The sequence below is a fragment of the uncultured Pseudoflavonifractor sp. genome, assembly GCF_944387275.1.
In the GTDB taxonomy this organism is placed as follows: Bacteria; Bacillota; Clostridia; order Oscillospirales; family Oscillospiraceae; genus Pseudoflavonifractor; species Pseudoflavonifractor intestinihominis.
Map to the genome: position 1 here is coordinate 43941 of NZ_CALXEG010000001.1, position 17997 is coordinate 61937.

The window sequence follows — 17997 nt, forward strand, 5'->3', positions numbered from 1 at the left end:
AAGGAGATGATGGAATGCTCATTGATATAAAAGATGTATTCAAGATTTATAACGAGGGAGAGGAGCGTGAGGTGCGCGCCCTGAACGGCGTGTCCCTCACCATCGACCGGGGTGAGTTTGTGGCCATTGTGGGCCAGTCCGGCTCGGGCAAGTCCACGCTGATGAACCTGATCGGCTGTCTGGACATCCCCACCTACGGGGAGTACCATCTGGACGGCACCGACGTCACCGACCTGTCGGACCGGCAGCTCTCCCATGTGCGCAACAAACAGATCGGCTTTATCTTTCAGGGCTTCAATCTGATCCCCGCCCTCTCCGCCTACGAAAATGTGGAGCTGCCCCTGATTTACCAGGGCATCAAGGCCTCCGTCCGGCGGGAGCGGGTGCGGGACGCGCTGGAGCGGGTGTCCCTGTGGGACCGGCGGGACCACAAGCCCACGGAGATGTCGGGCGGTCAGCAGCAGCGGGTGGCCATCGCCCGGGCCATCGGCACTCATCCCCCCATTATTCTGGCCGACGAGCCCACCGGCGCGCTGGACTCCAAGACCGGCATCCACGTACTGGACATCCTCCGGCGTCTTTATAAGGAGGGGACCACCGTGATTCTCATCACCCATGACAACGGCATCGCGGCCACGGTGCCCCGGGTGGTTCGCATTTCAGACGGTCAGATTGTATCTGACGGGCAGCAGGAGGTGGACTGGCTGTGAACTTAAAACAGACCATCAAGCTGGCGGCCAAGTCCATTGCCGCCCGGAAGGGCCGCACCTTTCTCACCATGCTGGGCGTCATCATCGGTCTGGCGGCGGTCATCATCCTGGTGACCTACGCCCAGGGCACCACCAAGCAGATGATGGACCTGATGAAGTCCATGGGCACCAACCAGATCCAGGTCTCCGCCTATAAGTGGACGGGTGGCTCCAGCGACGACGTGGTATTCAACAGTCTCTACAACTACTGCAAGCAGCTGGACGACCTGGTGGTGGGTGTGACGCCCAACCAGTACTGCTGGTTCACCGTGCAGTACGGGGCCAAGAATTCCAACAACATGTACTCGGACGACGGCAGTGTCCAGCCCCCCCAGATCTGGATGGGCAGCGACCAGTGGGCGGCCTGCAACAACGCCACCATTGCCAAGGGCCGGGACCTGACCTATCTGGATGTACAGCGAGGCAGTCAGGTGTGCGTTCTGGGCTCCTACGCCGCCAAACTGTTCTTTAACTATGCAAATCCTATCGGCGAGACCATGCTCTTTGACGGCGTCCCCTTCAAAGTCATTGGTGTCTATGAGTCCCGCATCAATGAGAAAACACTTACCGAGGAGACCAAACACTATGTTCAGCAGGACAACTTCATTCTCCTGCCTTACACCACCACCCGTGCCTTCCAGGTAGCCGGTTCCGGCAATGTCTCCTCCAGCAACTCTGACTTTATTGTCAAAGCAAAAGATGCCGCCTCCACTCAGGAGGCTGCCGCCCGTCTGGAGGGCTTTCTGAAGGGCCTGATCGGTGACTCCAAAACTGGAAACAGCTACGGCTACTACAATGTCTATTCTCCTGACAACTACATCGACTCCACCGAAGAGGCCAACAAGAGCCAGCAGATGCTGCTGGGCGGCATTGCGGCCATCTCCCTGCTGGTGGGCGGCATCGGCATCATGAACATCATGCTGGTCACCGTCACCGAGCGTACCCGTGAGATCGGCATCCGCAAGGCCATCGGCGCGGAGCGGAAGAGCATTATTATCCAGTTCCTCATTGAGGCCTGTATGATCTGCGGCATCGGCGGTATTCTGGGCATCGGCGTGGGCTACGTGGGCACGCTGATCGTCTGTAAGCAGACATTGGGTATTATACTGCTGCCCAACGCCGGCATCACCGTGGGCGCCTTCGCCATCTCGGTGGGCCTGGGCATCATCTTCGGCCTCTATCCCGCCATCAAGGCCAGCGGCCTCCAGCCTGTGGAAGCCCTGCGGGCCGAGTAAGCCTGTCGTTTTCGCATGACCCCAACTCCATCTATAAGGGAGAGAGAAATATGAAAATCAAACGATTCCTTGCCGGTCTGCTCTCGGTGGCTCTGCTGTGCGGCCTGCTGACGGTGGTTCCCGCCTCTGCGGCTGCCGGCACCACCAGTGTCTCCGGCTTTACCGACATCACCGACCCCGACGTGTCCGAGGCTGCCGAGGTGCTGCGCCTCCTGGGCGTGGTCAACGGCACCGGCGGCACCCTCTTCAACCCGGGCGGCACCCTGACTCGGGCCGAGTTCTGCAAGATGGCCATTGAGATCATGGGCAAGGGCGAGGAGGCCTCCGCCCAGATGAACCGGACCATCTTTCTGGACGTGAAGGGCGACCACTGGGCCCGGGGCTATATCAACCTGGCCGCCTCCACCCGCCTTGGCGGCGGTGAGGACGGCAGCGGCGGCGAAATGCTGATGGTAGGCGTGGGCGACGGCACCTTCCAGCCCGGTCGGACCATCACCTTTGCCGAGGCGGTCACCACCATGATGCGCATGCTGGGGTATACCGCCTCCGACGTGGCGGCGGGCTCTCCCTGGTACAGCGGCTATCTGGCCGCCGCCTCGGTCATCGGCCTGACCGACGGCCTGTCCCTCACCTGGAACTCCACCATCACCCGGGGCCAGACCGCCATTCTCTTTGAGAACATGCTGTACACCGCCCCCAAGGACTCCGAGTCTCCCTACCTGACCCAGCTGGGCGGCAGCATCACCGACGAGGCGGTGGTCCTCTCGCTGGACGCCACCGCAGCCGACGGCACCGCGGGCTGTATCCTGACCACCGGCTCCGCCGACCCCTACAAGACCAACCATGTGCCCTTTGACACCGCTCTGGCTGGTTCCCGTGCCCGTCTGGTGCTGGACAAGGGCAGCAAGGTCATCGCCATTCTCCCCAGCGAGGGCGGCACCCAGCGCGCCACCTCTGTCGTGTCTGCCGAGATCAACTCCGTGACGGTCTCCGGCGGCGAGAAGCTGGATGTGGCGCCCGACACTCCGGTCTACCGTGAGAGCGGCGAGACCACCTATCGGGATATCTATCTCAACCTGAAGACCGGCGCCGCTCTGGTCCTGCGCTATGGCGCCACCGGCAAGCTGGAGTATCTCTACCTCCCCTCCACCCAGGCCTCTGAGACAGCCGTCGTGGCCAAGGCCACCGGTTCCGGTAATCCCTTTGCCTCTCTGGTTGGCAACGATACAGGCTATCGCATCCTGAAGAACGGTCTGCCCGCCACGCTGTCGGATATCCGCCAGTACGACGTGGCCACCTATGACAAAGCCTCCAAAACCCTCTATATTTGCGATCTGCGCCTGACCGGCGTCTATGAGAACGTCTCTCCCAGCCCCGCCACGCCTCTGAGCGTCACCATCATGGGCGCCACCTTCCCTGTGCTCTCCAGCGCCTACGCGGATCTGGCCTCTTTTAAAATCGGCGACACTGTCACGCTGCTTCTCACCTCCGACGGCCAGGTGGCCGGCGCTGTCTCTCCCTCCGTGGCCAAGTCTACCACTGTGGGTGTGGCGAAGATGGAGGGCACCACCGCCACCGTGACCCCGCTGGCGGACATCCGGGATTCCGACGGGAAAAAGGTCGTGTTCACCGGCGCCACCATCTATACCGAGGAGAGCGCGGCCCAGATGCAGGGCCAGCTGGTGACAGTATCCTCCAATAAGCTGGGTATGCTGTCTCTGTCCCGTCTCTCCGGCAGCGGCGCCTCCGGCGCTCTGGACGTGGCCGCCCGCACGCTCGGCGAGGATAAGCTGGCCGACAACGTGGTACTCTATGAGCGTGTAGGCAGGGGCGCGCCCGTTGAGATCTCCTTCGATCAGCTCACCCGGACCACTGTCCCCGCCGACAGGATCACCTATGTGGGCAAGGACTATGCCGGCCGGGTCAACTTCATTGTCTTTGACGATGTCACCGGCGACCAGTACACCTACGGCTTTGCCAAGAAGGGGACTGTTACGGGTGAGAAAAATCAGGTGAGTTTCACCAACACCTCTGTGTCCGTAGAAACTGGCAAGGGCCAGTACAGCGAGGAGCTCATCACCGGTGCCCCCATTAAGGACGGCGATCTGGTGGGCATTGCCGCTTCTCTGGATACCATCAGCGGTGTCCCGAAGCTGTCCAACTGGGTGGCGCTGAAGGCGGTGGAGAATGTACCTCGTTCTGCCTTTGAGATGAATGAGTATATTAACCCCGAGAGCAAGGCCCCCATCGGTACCGTCACCACCAGAGATATGGTTCTCCCGATCGCCGGCAATGTGCTCTGCTATAACAAGACCACCAAGTCCTGGTTTGCCTCTCTGGACGAGGCCCGTGCCTACTCCGATACGCTTACCATCTACTATGACCGCGCTCCTCAGGAGGGCGGCAAGGTCCGTCTGGTGGTGGTCGGCTGACGCCGGCATCCGATGGATACCTGACAGAACGGGGAGCTGGAATTCTTCCAGCTCCCCGTCTTTACGTCATATTGCGCCGTTTCTCCCTGCTATCTTCACAGTCCCTGAAAAAGGACGCCCTTTTCCTGGTGATAGGAAAGGGCGTCCTTTTTTATTCCGCCTGCCGGACGGTTCCGTCGGTCCCGTCCACATAGAAGGAGACGGTGTTGGTGATAATCAGCCATACCGGCTCCAGGGCGGCGCTGCCGGTGCTGGACAGGGTAACCTCGTATCCGGCCGTCATGCCCACGATCTCGCTGCACACATAGCCGCCGTCCTGGACGCCGCTGAGGAAGCGGAGCAGGATGGTGGCCACGTCCAGCGGCTCCGTGCCGGCTTTCGGCTCAGGGGTCCCCATAAGCCGCTGGCCACGGATGCTCCGCAGGCTGCCGTTCTCATAGGTCAGGTCTGACGTGCTGTTGAACACGGGGTCCCCGTCCCACAGCTGCTGCACCGTTACCACGGTGGTCCCGTCCTCCTGCTGCCGGACGTCCAGCACCTGGCACTCATAGCCCGCCTGCTCCAGCAGTTTCTGTCCGTGTACTTCCGGGTCCTCCTGTCCGGCCGGCAGTCCCTCTCCCGCGAAGGTAAAGGAGAACTTGCCGTCGCTGAGGAACTGCCCCTCTCCCCGGCTGCCGGAGTAAGTGACCGGGCCCAGGTCGCCCGACTTGCTGGTCTCGCCCAGCAGGGCCTGGGCCATGGCGTCCTCCATGGTCCTGTCCCGTTCCACGGACATGGTGTGGAGGTCGCGCTCGGGCGGCAGATTCTCCGGGTCCATGTGGATGTTGGCCTTCTCCAGGATTTCCACCGCGCCGGTGCGGGCCTCCTCCTGGTAGGCGGCGGATTTCCGCTCCTGATCCGCCACCAGCACCAGCAGGAACAGATTCACCGCCAGGAGCATGAGCAGGATGATGTTCTTGATTTTAGACCACTCCAAGGCGGCTCACCTCATTTCACGGGGTCTGTATGGCGATCCACTCCGCTTTCAGCAGCTCGGCAGCACCGCTGTCCTCATAGGCCAGCAGCAGTTCGCTGCCCTGCACCCTCTGAGCGGACATGGCGGCGGCGGCCTGGGCCTCGGGCAGCACGATGGACTGCTCGCCCGTGTCGGTGTAACTGCGGAAGAAGAGCTCAAACTCGGTGATCTGTCCATTCTGGATGATGAAGCGGGCGGCATAGCCGTCTGCGCCCAGCTCCACACCTGCGCCGTTGAGGCAGTAGCCGTAATCCGCCATCCACTCGTCCTCGCTCATCTGCACCACGCCAATGAGGTAGAGTCTGGCCGCGCCGCAGGACTGTCCTATGGTCTGTTCGGCCAGGGGCCAGGTAGCCTGGGACACTGCCGCCGCGTCCACCGGCTCTCCCGGCGTGCCCACGGGGTACTTGGGCTCGTTGGAGACAGAGGTCTCATAGCGCACGTGGCCGTCGTCCAGGATGCTCAGCCGGTCGGGCCACTCGTTGACGATCAGCCGGTCGCCGCTGCGGTAGCTGTTGTTGGACTGGGGGTGGAAGCCCAGGGCCTCCATCATCTCCTCCCGGTCGCTCTCGCTCATCTGGGCCACCGGGTTGGCCGCGTGGTACACCTTGGGGCTGACCTGGGTGGCGGCCACCATCACATAGGGGGCCAGCTCGGAGTAGCTGGTCTCATAGGCGAACACGGTGCCGTTGGGGCTGTAGACCGCGGCGGCGGTCTGGACGTGGCCCCGGAGCGCCTCGGCGGTGTCGCAGGCATAGTACAGGCCGGTGCTCTCATTACTATAATACAGGCGCACGGTCCCCTCCTCCTCGGCCAGCAGGAGCCGCCGGACGTCCGCCTCAGGCAGGGCCTGATTGACAGCGCCGGACAGGGATGCGGAGAGCACGGTCAGGGGCACGGTGCCCCGGAAGTCGAAGTAGATGCCCCATGCGTCGGAGAGGGCCTCCCGCCAGGCGCCCTCGGTGACCTGGACCGGTCTCTGGGCACTGCCCAGGGCGTCGCCCAGCAGGCTGGCGGTGGCGTCAAAGAGGGCGTCCACGGCGGTCTGGTCGTACTGCACGCCGTACCGGCCGCCGCTGCCCAGCTGGACCGACATGCGCACCGGCCGGAGCTGCATGTTTTCCTCTGTCTCTTCGCTGACGGTGGGAAGCAGACTCACGGTCTTTCCGTTGAACAGCCTGTTGAGCCAGCTGCCGTTCCAGCCCGCCAGCCCGCCGATCTGGGTGCGCATGGTGAGGTACACGGCGGACAGGGCCAGCAGGACGATGAGCACGTCCTTGACAAGCTCCAGCAGGCGTCTGCGTTTTTTTCTACGCTCCATGGCAAGGTCCCTCAATCTTCAGCTCCACCCGGACGATCAGGCCGGGGGTATCCTTGTCCACCAGCCGGATCACGCCCTCATGCCGGTCGATGATCTCCTTTGCGATGGAGAGTCCCAGGCCGGTGCCGCCGGACTCCCGGGACCGGGCCTTATCCACCCGGTAGAACCGTTCAAAGATGCGGGGCCGGTCGGCGGCTGGGATACCGATGCCGTTGTCCTCCACCTCCATCCACACCCGCTCTCTCAGCCGGCCGGCGGAGATACGGATGCTGCCGCCGTCGGGGGTATACTTGATGGCGTTGGACACCACGTTCATCATCACCTGGAGAATGCGCTCCCGGTCCCCGATGATGTTGGGCAGGTTCTCCTCGATCTCCAGCCGAAGGGTGTGGCCGTGGCGCTGGGCGTCCAGCAGCACGGCGTTGTACACGTCCCGGATGGCCTGCTCGAAGGAGAAGGGGGCCAGCTTGAGCTCGCTGTGGCCCGAGTCGAACCGGGACAGGGTGAGCAGATCCTGGACAATGTGGGTCATCCGGTCGGACTCGTTGAGGATGACGCCCAGGAAGTTTTTCTCTGTGTTGGGGGGCAGCTCGCCGGCGTTGTCCACCAGGGTCTCGGCGTAGCTGCGGATGTTGGTCAGGGGGGTGCGCAGTTCGTGGGACACGTTGGCCACGAACTCCCGGCGCATCTCCTCGGTCTTGCGCTGCTCGGTGACGTCGTGGATCACCACCATGACGCCGCCGGCGCTCTCGCTGGAGAAGGGGGCCAGCAGCAGCTCCAGGATGGTGCCGTCGATCTCCCGCTCGCCGTCCAGATAGCCGGGCTGCTCCACAGCCAGCACGGAGGGCAGGGCGGCGATGTCGCCGAACAGGGTGTCATAGGTCACCTCGTCGCCCCCCACGGGGATGGTCCGGCGGAGCATCCGCTCGGCGGCGGGGTTGCACTGGATGACCGCCCCGTCCCGGGAGAAGGCCACCACGCCGTCGGTCATGTGGAGGAAGAGGGTGCCCAGCTTGTTGCGCTCGTTCTCCGCCTCCCGGATGGTGTCCCGCAGCTGCCGGGCCATGTTGTTGAAGGTGCCGGTGAGCACGCCGATCTCGTCCTTGGACGCCACCTCGATCTTGTGGGAGAAGTCCCCCTTTGCCACCCGTTCGGCGCCTGTGGTCAGCCGCTCGATGGGGGTGATCATGGTCTTGGACAGGAGGAAGGACAGCAGGATGGAGATAATCAGGCCAAAGGCCAGGGCCTCCAGGATCAGCTGAAAGAGCTGGGTGTTCAGGTTCTGGACCGTGGTCCGGTCGTCCAGGATATAGATGATGTACCGGTTCTCTCCCCGCTGGATGGGCACGGCCACGTCCATGTAGTCGGCGGACACATCCTTCATGTCCCCCTCCTGGTTCTGGATGGCGGCGGTGATGTTGGGGGTGATGCGCAGATTGGCGCCCTTCTCCTCGTCGGAGGCGGCCAGGCACTTGCCGGTGGAGCCGTCCAGGATAAAGTAGTTGCGGTGGCGGTTGTCAATGCCCAGGGCGCCGATGTAGCTCTTGAGCACGTCCTGGATCACGTCCACGTCGCTCTGGCCCTCTCCGGCCTCGGCCTGTAGATCCCGGGCCAGGGTCTCGTTGTCGGAGCGGAACACGGTGTGCATCTGGTCGTAGAACTCTGTCAGGTAGAAGGCGGACACCGAGTTGACCAGAAACGCCCCCACCACGGTCATCAGCGACACGATGAGCAGCACCATAATGAGTACCAGCTTCATATGCAGGCTTCTGAACACGGCGTCCTCACCTCCTGACGGCTTCTCAAAACTGTCTTATGGATTCTCTGCACTTAAAAATCCGGACTTTCTCTACGGGTTGAGCAGGTACCCCTGGCCCCGTCTCGTCACGATGATCTGCGGCTGTGCCGGGTCGTCCTCCACTTTTTCGCGCAGGCGGCGGACGGCCACGTCCACGGCCCGGACGTCGCCCACATACCCCTCGTAGTTCCACACGTTTTCCATCAAGGCCTCCCGGGAGAACACCTTTCCCGGCCGGGCGGCCAAAAACCGCAGTAACTCATACTCCCGCTGGGTCAGGTCCAGGGGGCGTCCGTCCTTGTAGGCCACCATCAGATCCTGGTCCACGGAGATGCGCCCGGCCTCCAACCTGTTGGTGCTCAGGGGAGCTGCGGATGGGCCGCCGGCCATCTCCCGGCGGCGGATGTTGGCCTTCACCCGCGCCAGCAACTCCCGCATGGAGAAGGGCTTGGTGATGTAGTCGTCTGCGCCCAGCTCCAGGCCCAGGACCTTGTCGTTCTCCTCTTCCCGGGCGGTGAGCATGATCACCGGCGTGCTTTTTCCCTGAGCCCGGAGGCTGCGGCACACGTCAAAGCCGTTCATCTTGGGGAGCATCAGGTCCAGCAGCACCAGGTCCGGGTCCTGCTCCAAGGCCAGCTGGAGCCCGGTCTGACCGTCGTAGGCCTCTATGGTCTCGTAACCCTCCCGGCCCAGGTTGAAGCTGAGGATGTCCACAATATTTTTCTCGTCTTCCACAATGAGAATGCGCTTGTTCATGACTGCCTCCTCTACAGGACGGCCGCTCACCGCCCCAACAGCACCTTTGCTTTCAGCACCGCCGCCACGGTCTTGGCGTCGGAGATCTCGTTGTTCATGACCTGCTCCACCAGCTGGTCGAAGGGCACCTTGATCCGCTCCAGGAACTCCCCCTCGTCGGGGTGGCAGGCGCCCTGCTTCAGGCCCCGGGCCAGGTACATGTGGAGCACCTCGGTGCAGAATCCGGGGGAGGCGTAGAGGCAGCCCATGTAGGTCAGCTCTTGGGGCTCCAGGCCCACCTCCTCGCTCAGCTCCCGGAGGGCGGCCACCCTGTGGTCCTCGTCGCCGTCCAGCTTACCGGCGGGCAGCTCGGTGATCACCTTGGCGAAGGGGTAGCGGTACTGCCGCACCAGGGTCACCATATCCTGGTCGTCCAGGGGGAGCACGGCCACGCCGCCGGGGTGCTCCACCACTTCCCTGCCCGACTGATGCCCGTCAGGCAGCTCGATCTTATCCACCTTGAGGGTCACGATGCGTCCCCGGAAGATTTCCCGGCTCTCCAGTGTTTTTTCTGTCAGTTCCATCTCTAAACCGCCCCATTTATCAAAATATGGATTCATCCGGTCTTGCCGCAGATAACGCGCTCCGTTTCTGTTTGTTGCTATTATGACATTATAGCATAATCCCCATTTCCGCGCTACCCCGGAGACGCTTCTTCCAGTTCCCCCAATCATTACAGCTGTTCACCCTCCGGGGCGGCCGCTATAATGGTAGCCATGTCATACGGCCCGCTTCGGGGCCCATTTTCTGTTCAGAGCAAGGAGGTCCCTACTATGACCATCCAACCCATCGGCGCAGGCAGCGCGGTGCTGTACATCACCGCGGCGGACTTGAAGGAGCGAGGGCTCACGCCTTCCCAGCTCACCCTGGAGGGGGCGCTGGAGCTGGCCCGGGACGCCTTTGCCCGGGAGGGCATGCCCCTGGAGGGGCCCATCGAGATCGAGGCCTACCCGGAGGCCTGCGGCGTGCTGGTTTTTGCCCGGGTGGCGCCGCCGCCCCGGCAGTGGTTCTCCTTCGCCGGCTTTGAGGAGCTGCTCGCCGCCGTCCGGGCGCTGCCCGCCCTGTGCCAGGACAGCGCTCTGGCCTGGCTGGACGGCCGCTTCTGGCTCTCTCTCCCCGGCGGCGAGCGGGGCATGGCGGCCTGCCTGTCGGAGTTCGGCCGCACCGAGGACGCGGGCACCCATCCGGATGCCCGGCTGGCCGAGCATGGCCGCGCCATTCTGGACCGGGACGCCCCCGCCGTACTGCTGCGCCATTTTCCCCCTGTCTGAGCCCTTGACAGATATGGTATAATACTTTCACAGTGGTATTTGTGCCGTCTTTCCGGCGCACGCCGCCATGCCCGCCCGGAAGGAGGTGCATTCCCGTGGACCAGAAGGGCATTAAGATTATCTCCAAGAACCCCAAGGCCTACCACGACTATTTTATTGAGGATAAGTACGAGGCAGGCATTGAGCTCTGCGGCACGGAGGTCAAGTCGGTCCGCCAGGGCAACGTGAACCTGAAGGACGCCTTCTGTATCGTCAAGGACGGGGAGCTGTCCGTGGTGGGGATGCACATCTCCCCCTATGAGCAGGGCAATATTTTCAACAAGGACCCCCGCCGTACCCGCCGTCTGCTGATGCACAAGCGGGAGATTCTCCGCCTGTTTCAGAAGACCAAAGTGGACGGCTACTCTCTTATTCCCCTCTCCCTCTACTTCCGCAACGCGCGGGTGAAGGTGGAGGTGGGGCTTGCCAAGGGCAAGAAGCTCTACGACAAGCGGGATGCCGCCGCCGCCAAGGACGCCAAGCGCGAGATGGACCGGGCCATGAAGTCCCGGGGCGGCTACTGAGATAATTTGCTTCCATAACGGAAAGGAGATGTTCCCAATGGCTCAGAATCCTCTGGTCACCATTGAGATGGAGGACGGCGGCAAGATGGTCGCCGAGCTCTATCCCGACGTGGCCCCCAATACGGTCAACAACTTCATCAGCCTGGTGAAGTCCGGCTTTTATAACGGCCTGATTTTCCACCGCGTCATCCCCGGCTTCATGATCCAGGGCGGCTGCCCCGACGGCACCGGCATGGGCGGCCCGGGGTACACCATCAAGGGCGAGTTTGCCCGCAACGGCGTGAAGAACGACCTGAAGCATGACCGCGGCGTGCTGTCCATGGCCCGCGCCATGCACCCCAACTCCGCCGGCAGCCAGTTCTTCATCATGGTGGAGAAGGCTCCCCACCTGGATGGGGACTACGCCGCCTTCGGCAAGGTCATCGAGGGCATGGACGTGGCCGACGCCATTGTCTACGCCGACCGTAACGTGCGTACCGACCGTCCCCGCAAGGACCAGCGGATGAAGTCCGTGACCGTGGAGACCTTCGGTGTGGACTATCCCGCCCCTGAGAAGATCTGATTTCCCATTGTTTTCACTCCGGCGGGGCACCCGCCCCGCCGGATGAAGTATTCTCTCCCCCCACCGGCGGGTGAGAAGATGTGAAGAGCAATTGTCGTTGTTTTTAGCTTTCTCCCTTTCCCCATAAGAGGATGATCGTACCGTTTTCCCAATCCGGACAAAGCCCAGCGAAACGGGTTCGTCCGGAGCGGAGGAGCAGCACAATGAGCGGGCTTTGCCGTATACGGCGAAGCGAGTGATAGGAGCTTGCTCCGACGACGCGGGGGCGTACTGGTTTCGACGGGGACGTAGAGGCGGGAATAGCGGGCGGTGGCGCCTGACCACCTTAAAACGGGCAACTTATAAATTAAAGAACGACGACAACGTAGTTCTCGCCGCGGCTTAACGCGGCCGTCCAACCTGGAAGGACCACGGTCCGGGATTGGGCGTCGACGAGTGGTGCACGTGAGTGTGCAAAGCTTTGAGCGCACCATGAACAATGAAGCTACCAAGCCCCTGAGTGTGACGGCTCACGCCTGGGTAAGGGAATGTAAATAACCGTCTGCGCCCGGAGAAGTTCCCGTTGAAGCGTTTTCGGACAGGGGTTCGACTCCCCTCGCCTCCACCAAACCGCTATCCATTGAGCAACAATGGATAGCGGTTTTTTCATTGGTCCCCAATGGATTGCGGTTTTTGTGATTTGCATTCATTGTCTAAATAATAAAGATTGTATTATCGTTTTGAACGCCGAATTTACACACGGATTACACACGGAGCCACTGCCTATCTGGCAGTGGCTCCGTACTTTATTCGTTCTTATTCTCTGTCTGGACGGTGTCGCCATCTTCCGGCACCACTTTATTGCCGGCCTCATCCACCGCCGTCTTAACGGCGGCCAGGCCCTTGAGCAGGATGTCCGGCACGTCCACACCCAGGGCCACCATGTTCTCCACGATGCTGGTCAGCTCGTTGATGATATAGATAGCCAGCACGAACCAGCCGATGAGCTGGAGGAAGGACAGGTCCAGACCCAGCACGGTGCCCACGTCGATGAACACGCAGGCGACGCCGAAAGCCAGGGCAATGAGCACCCAGTAGGACACCTTCTTGAGAATTCCCTTGGCCCCCTTGGCGCTGGACATGGTGTCCGTGGCCCTGGCCTTGAGGACGCCGTAGACGTAGTCCACCACGTTGAGCACAAAAAAGAACGCGAACAGGGGCCAGTGTGCCCCGAAGGCGTAGGAGAGGCCCGTCAGGACGGCGCCCCAGATAAGATTAGCCTTGTCCGCAAAGGCGGCGAAGATGTTTTCCATATGTACCTCACTTTCCGGCCTTGATGGCCTCGTAAAAGCGCCTGAACATCACCGCCACCTCCTGGCGGGTGATGTTGGCCGTGGGGCGGGTGCCGTCCAGCAGGCCCATAGCCTTGGCCCAGGCCCAGGCCTCCGCCGCCCAGTCGGCGGGCTGCTCCGCTGCGGGCTGCTGGGGCCCCTCCGGCTCCGTCTGGCCGTCCCCGCCCAGGGCCGCCTTGACGGCGGCGCGGAACTGGTCCATGGTCTTGCCGTGTCTGGGGAACCAGTGCTCCACGTCGGCGTGGTTGGAGGCGATGCCCGCCCGGTAGCCCTCGGCGTGGCAGAGGATATCCACCACCCGCTTGGCCTCGTCCCGCTCGCCCAGCTTCATGCAGGTCATCCAGTACCAGTCCACCGTGGCGGCCAGGCACAGGGGGTCGTGCTTGGCGATGAGGTGGCGGGCCTTTGTGTGGCACATCTTGGCGTGCTCATAGAGCCCTTCCAGATATGCGGCCACGCCCTGGTAGTACCACGCCTCCCAGTCCATGGGGTTGAGGGCGGAGGCGGTGGCCAGCTCGGAGATGGCCATCGTATAGTCGGACTGCCCCATCAGCTTGCGGCCCCGCCAGGTCCGGAGGGAGGCGTGGAAAGGTGCGTAGATCAGGCCTGTGGAGAAGCAGTGGAGCGCCATCTCGTTCTCCCCCTTCCAGGTGTGCTGCAGCCCCTTCTGATACCACAGCTCCGGATTGCAGGGGTCTGTCTTCAGCTTTTCGTTTACCTCCGCCAGGAGCTTCTCATCCGGGTCCAGCGGCTCATACTTCATGTTCTTCTCTGCCATCTCAATCTTCTCCTTAATCATAAATCATTTGATATGGGACAAGCCCTTGTTGAATATGGCGGAATTATAGTCTACACATTCTGTTTTTGTCAAGTTTCGATCGTTTTTTTATTCTATTTTTATGTATAAAAACTGCATTTTTCAGTGAGTATCATCAAATATTATTCATTTTTAGGACAAAACTTGCATTCAAAACTGTCAACAATTAAAAAGTGTTGCTTTCAGGGCGGGTATAGAAAAATTTCTTTGGCCAATTTTTGCAAATTGGACTTTTTCAGTCCGGCGGCGTATACTTGACAAAAAGCGCCGCCTGTCCCATATGTGGAACCGAGGGCTTCGCCGCCTCCTGTTTCTGCAGTTTCTCGGCCATAACAGGCAAATCTGAGCTTTGAGGTGGGGGAGTATGTTGCCGAAGCTAAAGCATGCGAATGTAAAGAGCGAGTTTTACAACATCTGGCGGGTAGAAAACCTGAACTACATCACACATATCCATGAAGAGCTGGAGATGGTGTACCTCTCTCAGGGCCAGCTGGAGGTAACGCTCGAGGACGAAGCGTATCTCCTGCGGGCCGGGGATGTCTGCTTTGCCGGCAGCCTGCAGGTCCATCAGTACCACAGCCTGGGCTACAGCAAATGCCTCATGATCGGAGCCTCGCCAAGTGTGGTGAACCTGTGCCAGGATGCGCGGAAGGATTTTCAGCTGGAGTGCCCCATCATCCGGAAGGGACAGTACAGCCCGGAGCTGGGCGCTTTGTTTGAGCTGCTGATCGAGTCCACCGACCTGATTCAAAATCCCGGGACCTGCATGGGGCTGATCAACGCCATCTTTGAATATCTGTGGGGTACGTCCCGTCAAGTTCCCAGGCCGGAGGTCCTCGCCCCGGTCAAAATGGTGCTCATGTACCTGCACCAGAACTGCTTCAAGCCCATTACGCTGCTGACAGCGGCCGAGGCGCTGGAGATGTCACAGTATCAGCTGTCCCGTCTGTGCAACCAGCAGATCGGAATGGGCTTTAACGCCTACCTGAAATTTCTCCGCGTCACGGCTGCAAAGCGGCTGCTCGTCAGCACGGACTGGCCCATGCCTGATATCTCCTCCCAGTGTGGATTTGAGAGTATCCGCACCTTTAACCGGGCGTTTAAAGAGCTGACAAACGGGCTCTCCCCCAGCGACTACCGGAACAGTCAGGCAGGCACATCCTTCTTCCAGATGAACACTGACGACAAACGCTAAACAAGAAAGCGCCGCCGCCGGATTCCCCTTCTTTGGGAATCCGGCGACGGCGCGGCCGTTATGGGCGATTGATTCTAATGGTTACTTGTTGGCGGTGTTGGCGGCCTTCCACGCCTTCATTTTCTGATGGCGGCGGACGAAGTAGGCCACACACAGGCCCAGCAGCACCACGTCCACCACACCGGCGGTGATGTACAGCCAGTAGGGCACATAGGGCTGGGCGATATCCTCGGCGGCGCTGTTCGCCGTCATATAGAGGATGTTGTGGGTGGCGCTGCACATGGCCTGGCGGCCGTCGGGGGTGCCGGTGGTCTCCTCGCCGGGGCTGCTCAGACCCATGAGGGCCAGCTGGAGGTCGCAGCCGGCGCGGACGCAGCGGTCGGCGTCCACATAGCTCAGCTGCATGATGCAGTCGGTGATAACGGTGCCCCGGAAGCCCCACTCGTTGCGCAGCACCTGGGTGAGCAGCTCAGGGCTCTCGGCGCAGTTGGTGGTGCCCAGCCGGTTGAAGGCGGCCATCATGCCCTGGGAGTGTCCCTCCTTGACGGCCAGCTCAAAGCCCTTCAGGTACACCTCACGCATGGCCTGCTCGTTGAGCCAGGTGCACAGGCCGCCCTGGTCCCGGTTGGTCTCCTGGTCGTTGACGGCAAAGTGCTTGGAGTAGCAGTACACGCCCTGGGACTGGATGCCCTGTATCTCGGCGGCAGCCATCTTGCCGGTATGGAGGCCGTCCTCGGAGAAATACTCATAGTTGCGGCCGGAGAAGGGAGAGCGGAAGATGTTCAGGCCGGGGGCGTAGAGGCCGGAGATGTTGTAGGCGATGGCCTCCTGGGCAAAGGTGGTGCCCATGCGGCCGGCCAGCTCCTGGTTCCAGGTGCAGCCCAGCACGGACTGGCCGGTGTACTGGGTGCCGGTGACGCCGGCCATGATGTTGTTGATGCCGTTGGGGCCGTCGGTCTCGGTGTAGTAGGCCTTGCCCACCGAGGGCACGGCCTGGGTGCACCAGCCGCCGTTGGCGATGAGGTTGGTCATCTCCTCCACGGAGATCTGCTCCAGCAGCTTGTCCCACTGGGGGTCGTCGTAGTCCAGGCCCTTCATGTCGGCCAGGGTGAGGCCGTTGTCGGCAAAGGTGATGTCTGCGGCCTCCGGGTCGGAGGGCACGGAGGTATCGGTGAGGGCGGAGACGATCTCAGCGGAGGCCTCCCGGCTCTGGGGGGCCCGCTGGGTGGGCATGGTGCCGGCCCAGTCGGCACGGGAGACATAGGTCACGTCCTCGCCCCAGGTCACATCGTCAAAGAGGTTGACGGCGGCCACGGCGTCGGTGGAGCGGGGGCCGTTGTTGGTGTCGTTGTAGATCATGTCCTGCTCCACGGTGACGGTGCGGCTGTCGATGACGTCGTGGGAGTTGTTCATCAGCTTGATCTCATACTCGCCCTGCTCCAGGACGTAGGCGCCGCCCTGGGCCTTGACGCCGGTATAGTCGTAGGAGGCCATGTCCTCGTAGGTAAAGGAGATGGTGACGGTCTCGCTCTCCCCGGGCTGGAGGATGCCGGTCTTGCCGAAGCCGGAGAGGACCACGTGGCTCTTCTCAATGCCGCCGGGGGTGTAGGGGGCGGTGTAGTAGACCTGGACCACGTCCTTGCCCGCCGCGTCGCCGGTGTTGGTGACGGTCACGTCCATGGCGACGGTGGTGCCGTCGTCCCGGAAGTCGGCGATTTCCTGGGTGAAGGTGGTGTAGCTCAGGCCGTAGCCGAAGGGGTACTGGACGGTCTCGTCGTAGTCGATGAAGCCGTCGGCAGCAGCGGTCTCATAGTACCGGTAGCCCACGTAGATACCCTCCACGTAGTCCACATAGTGGTAGGCGTCGGGCTCGGTGTTGGCGGAGATGGGGGAGGTATTGGTGTAGGTCACATTGGAGTAGTCGTAGTCGCCGAAGCTATAATAGCTGGGCGCGCTCTCCACGGCGTAGGCAAAGGTGCTGGTGGTGCGGCCGGAGGGGTTCACCTCGCCGGAGAGGATCTGTCCCAGGGCATTGCAGCCGGTGGAGCCCAGGCAGCCCAGCCACAGGGCGGCGTCCACGTCGTCCTCCTCCAGGAAGCCCAGCTCCATGGCATTGGCGGAGTTGACCAGCACCACCACGGTGCCGAAGTTCTCCTTGACCATGTTGAGCATGTCGATCTCCACCTGCTGGAGCTCCAGGTAGTGCTTGCCCGCGTCGCCGCCCTTGACGCCCACGGAGGTGGCGGCGCCGGAGGAGCCCACCTCGCTCTCGCTGGGGGTCATGTCCAGGGGCAGGTCGGCGCCCTCGCCGCCCAGTCGGGAGATGACCACCAGGGCCACGTCGGAGAAGGCCTTGGCGTTGGCCAGCAGCTGGTCGGAGTACTCGTTGACCGGGGGCTCGTTGATGTCGAAGTTGTTGCCGGTGTAGCCCACGCCGGTGCGCTCCACGAAGTGGTCGTCGTAGAAGTCCACCAGCTCCTGGTTGACCTCAAAGCCGGCATTGGTCAGGCCCTGGGCCATGGTCACGTTGTTGCTCTCGTCGCCGGAGCCCGAGCCGGAGCCGCCGTACACGGTGTCCCGGGAGCCGTAGCCGAAGAGGTTGACCTTGCTGCCCTGGGCCAGGGGCAGGGCGCCGTTTTTGTTGTCCAGCAGGATGATGCCCTCGGAGGCCACCTCCTCCGTCATGGCGGCGGATGCCTCCCCCGCCTCGGAGGTCTCCGCCTCGGAGGGGCCTTTGTTGAAGAAATTGTTGATCATGGTCACGTTGGGCGGGATAAGCACGGCGGCGGCGGCGTTGACGGCCAGCAGCAGGGCCAGCACCACGCACATGACCGCCATGGCCGCCTTCCGGGGACGCCGGACAGGGGCAGACGCTTTCTTTTCCATGGATACTCCTCCTTGTTCTCTGTGCCC

At 62.0% G+C, this 17997-nt stretch carries 15 protein-coding genes and 1 other RNA gene; 8 read left to right on the forward strand and 8 right to left on the reverse strand.

Annotated elements, in window-relative coordinates:
- Nucleotides 1-14: 14 nt before the first annotated feature.
- The 3 genes from Q0K23_RS00240 to Q0K23_RS00250 are packed head-to-tail and all read left to right on the forward strand — an operon-like array spanning nt 15 to nt 4416.
- Nucleotides 15-710: an ABC transporter ATP-binding protein gene (locus Q0K23_RS00240; RefSeq protein WP_294516444.1), complete on the forward strand. Its 696-nt coding sequence runs from the start codon at nt 15-17 to the stop codon at nt 708-710.
- A complete protein-coding gene (locus Q0K23_RS00245) occupies nt 707-1984 on the forward strand; it encodes an ABC transporter permease (RefSeq protein ID WP_294516447.1) in 1278 nt (425 codons plus the stop codon). Before Q0K23_RS00240 ends, Q0K23_RS00245 begins: the two co-directional genes overlap by 4 nt.
- 50 nt (nt 1985-2034) lie before the next feature.
- Nucleotides 2035-4416, forward strand: coding sequence for an S-layer homology domain-containing protein (locus Q0K23_RS00250; protein WP_294516449.1), 2382 nt, complete (start codon nt 2035-2037; stop codon nt 4414-4416).
- Between the two features lie 151 nt (nt 4417-4567).
- On the opposite strand, the gene Q0K23_RS00255 is transcribed toward Q0K23_RS00250, so the two are convergent.
- From Q0K23_RS00255 to Q0K23_RS00275, 5 genes are all read right to left on the reverse strand, one after another.
- Entirely contained in the window at nt 4568-5392 is an 825-nt protein-coding gene (locus tag Q0K23_RS00255; RefSeq protein ID WP_294516451.1) for a hypothetical protein, read from the reverse strand.
- A 16-nt stretch (nt 5393-5408) separates the two neighbouring features.
- A complete protein-coding gene (locus tag Q0K23_RS00260) occupies nt 5409-6752 on the reverse strand; it encodes a hypothetical protein (RefSeq protein WP_294516454.1) in 1344 nt (447 codons plus the stop codon).
- Complete coding sequence (locus Q0K23_RS00265) at nt 6742-8511, reverse strand: ATP-binding protein (protein ID WP_294516457.1); 1770 nt, start codon at nt 8509-8511, stop codon at nt 6742-6744. Before Q0K23_RS00265 ends, Q0K23_RS00260 begins: the two co-directional genes overlap by 11 nt.
- Nucleotides 8512-8601: 90 nt before the next feature.
- Nucleotides 8602-9306: a response regulator gene (locus tag Q0K23_RS00270; protein WP_294516460.1), complete on the reverse strand. Its 705-nt coding sequence runs from the start codon at nt 9304-9306 to the stop codon at nt 8602-8604.
- Nucleotides 9307-9332: 26 nt separating this feature from the next.
- Entirely contained in the window at nt 9333-9869 is a 537-nt protein-coding gene (locus Q0K23_RS00275) for an NUDIX domain-containing protein (protein ID WP_294516464.1), read from the reverse strand.
- A 249-nt stretch (nt 9870-10118) separates the two neighbouring features.
- Between Q0K23_RS00275 and Q0K23_RS00280 the strand changes: the two genes are divergently transcribed.
- From Q0K23_RS00280 to ssrA, 4 genes are all read left to right on the forward strand, one after another.
- Nucleotides 10119-10616: a hypothetical protein gene (locus Q0K23_RS00280; RefSeq protein ID WP_294516466.1), complete on the forward strand. Its 498-nt coding sequence runs from the start codon at nt 10119-10121 to the stop codon at nt 10614-10616.
- 95 nt (nt 10617-10711) lie between these two features.
- Nucleotides 10712-11179: an SsrA-binding protein SmpB gene (smpB, locus tag Q0K23_RS00285; RefSeq protein ID WP_006573054.1), complete on the forward strand. Its 468-nt coding sequence runs from the start codon at nt 10712-10714 to the stop codon at nt 11177-11179.
- Between the two features lie 37 nt (nt 11180-11216).
- Nucleotides 11217-11741, forward strand: coding sequence for a peptidylprolyl isomerase (locus Q0K23_RS00290; protein WP_294516474.1), 525 nt, complete (start codon nt 11217-11219; stop codon nt 11739-11741).
- 261 nt (nt 11742-12002) lie between these two features.
- Nucleotides 12003-12348: a transfer-messenger RNA gene (gene ssrA, locus Q0K23_RS00295) on the forward strand.
- Nucleotides 12349-12526: 178 nt separating this feature from the next.
- Here the strand turns inward: ssrA and Q0K23_RS00300 are convergent.
- Entirely contained in the window at nt 12527-13033 is a 507-nt protein-coding gene (locus Q0K23_RS00300) for a phage holin family protein (RefSeq protein WP_294516476.1), read from the reverse strand.
- Between the two features lie 7 nt (nt 13034-13040).
- On the reverse strand, nt 13041-13850 hold the full coding sequence (locus Q0K23_RS00305) for a hypothetical protein (protein WP_294516479.1): 810 nt from the start codon (nt 13848-13850) through the stop codon (nt 13041-13043).
- A 403-nt stretch (nt 13851-14253) separates the two neighbouring features.
- Here Q0K23_RS00305 and Q0K23_RS00310 point away from each other — a divergent pair, with 403 nt between their 5' ends.
- The gene (locus tag Q0K23_RS00310; protein ID WP_294516481.1) at nt 14254-15084 is read left to right on the forward strand and encodes an AraC family transcriptional regulator; all 831 of its coding nucleotides are present in this window, start codon (nt 14254-14256) and stop codon (nt 15082-15084) included.
- Nucleotides 15085-15165: 81 nt separating this feature from the next.
- On the opposite strand, the gene Q0K23_RS00315 is transcribed toward Q0K23_RS00310, so the two are convergent.
- Nucleotides 15166-17970, reverse strand: a complete 2805-nt coding sequence (locus Q0K23_RS00315; RefSeq protein ID WP_294516483.1) for a glycoside hydrolase family 3 protein — start codon at nt 17968-17970, stop codon at nt 15166-15168.
- Nucleotides 17971-17997: the final 27 nt, after the last annotated feature.

Bases quoted from the DNA above. Each gene is read 5' to 3' on its own strand.
- Q0K23_RS00240 (WP_294516444.1), top strand. From the start codon at position 15: ATGCTCATTGATATAAAAGATGTATTCAAGATTTATAACGAGGGAGAG.
- Q0K23_RS00250 (WP_294516449.1), top strand. From the start codon at position 2,035: ATGAAAATCAAACGATTCCTTGCCGGTCTGCTCTCGGTGGCTCTGCTG.
- Q0K23_RS00260 (WP_294516454.1), bottom strand. From the start codon at position 6,752: ATGGAGCGTAGAAAAAAACGCAGACGCCTGCTGGAGCTTGTCAAGGAC.
- Q0K23_RS00265 (WP_294516457.1), bottom strand. From the start codon at position 8,511: ATGAAGCTGGTACTCATTATGGTGCTGCTCATCGTGTCGCTGATGACC.
- Q0K23_RS00270 (WP_294516460.1), bottom strand. From the start codon at position 9,306: ATGAACAAGCGCATTCTCATTGTGGAAGACGAGAAAAATATTGTGGAC.
- Q0K23_RS00275 (WP_294516464.1), bottom strand. From the start codon at position 9,869: ATGGAACTGACAGAAAAAACACTGGAGAGCCGGGAAATCTTCCGGGGA.
- Q0K23_RS00280 (WP_294516466.1), top strand. From the start codon at position 10,119: ATGACCATCCAACCCATCGGCGCAGGCAGCGCGGTGCTGTACATCACC.
- Q0K23_RS00290 (WP_294516474.1), top strand. From the start codon at position 11,217: ATGGCTCAGAATCCTCTGGTCACCATTGAGATGGAGGACGGCGGCAAG.
- Q0K23_RS00300 (WP_294516476.1), bottom strand. From the start codon at position 13,033: ATGGAAAACATCTTCGCCGCCTTTGCGGACAAGGCTAATCTTATCTGG.
- Q0K23_RS00305 (WP_294516479.1), bottom strand. From the start codon at position 13,850: ATGGCAGAGAAGAACATGAAGTATGAGCCGCTGGACCCGGATGAGAAG.
- Q0K23_RS00310 (WP_294516481.1), top strand. From the start codon at position 14,254: ATGTTGCCGAAGCTAAAGCATGCGAATGTAAAGAGCGAGTTTTACAAC.
- Q0K23_RS00315 (WP_294516483.1), bottom strand. From the start codon at position 17,970: ATGGAAAAGAAAGCGTCTGCCCCTGTCCGGCGTCCCCGGAAGGCGGCC.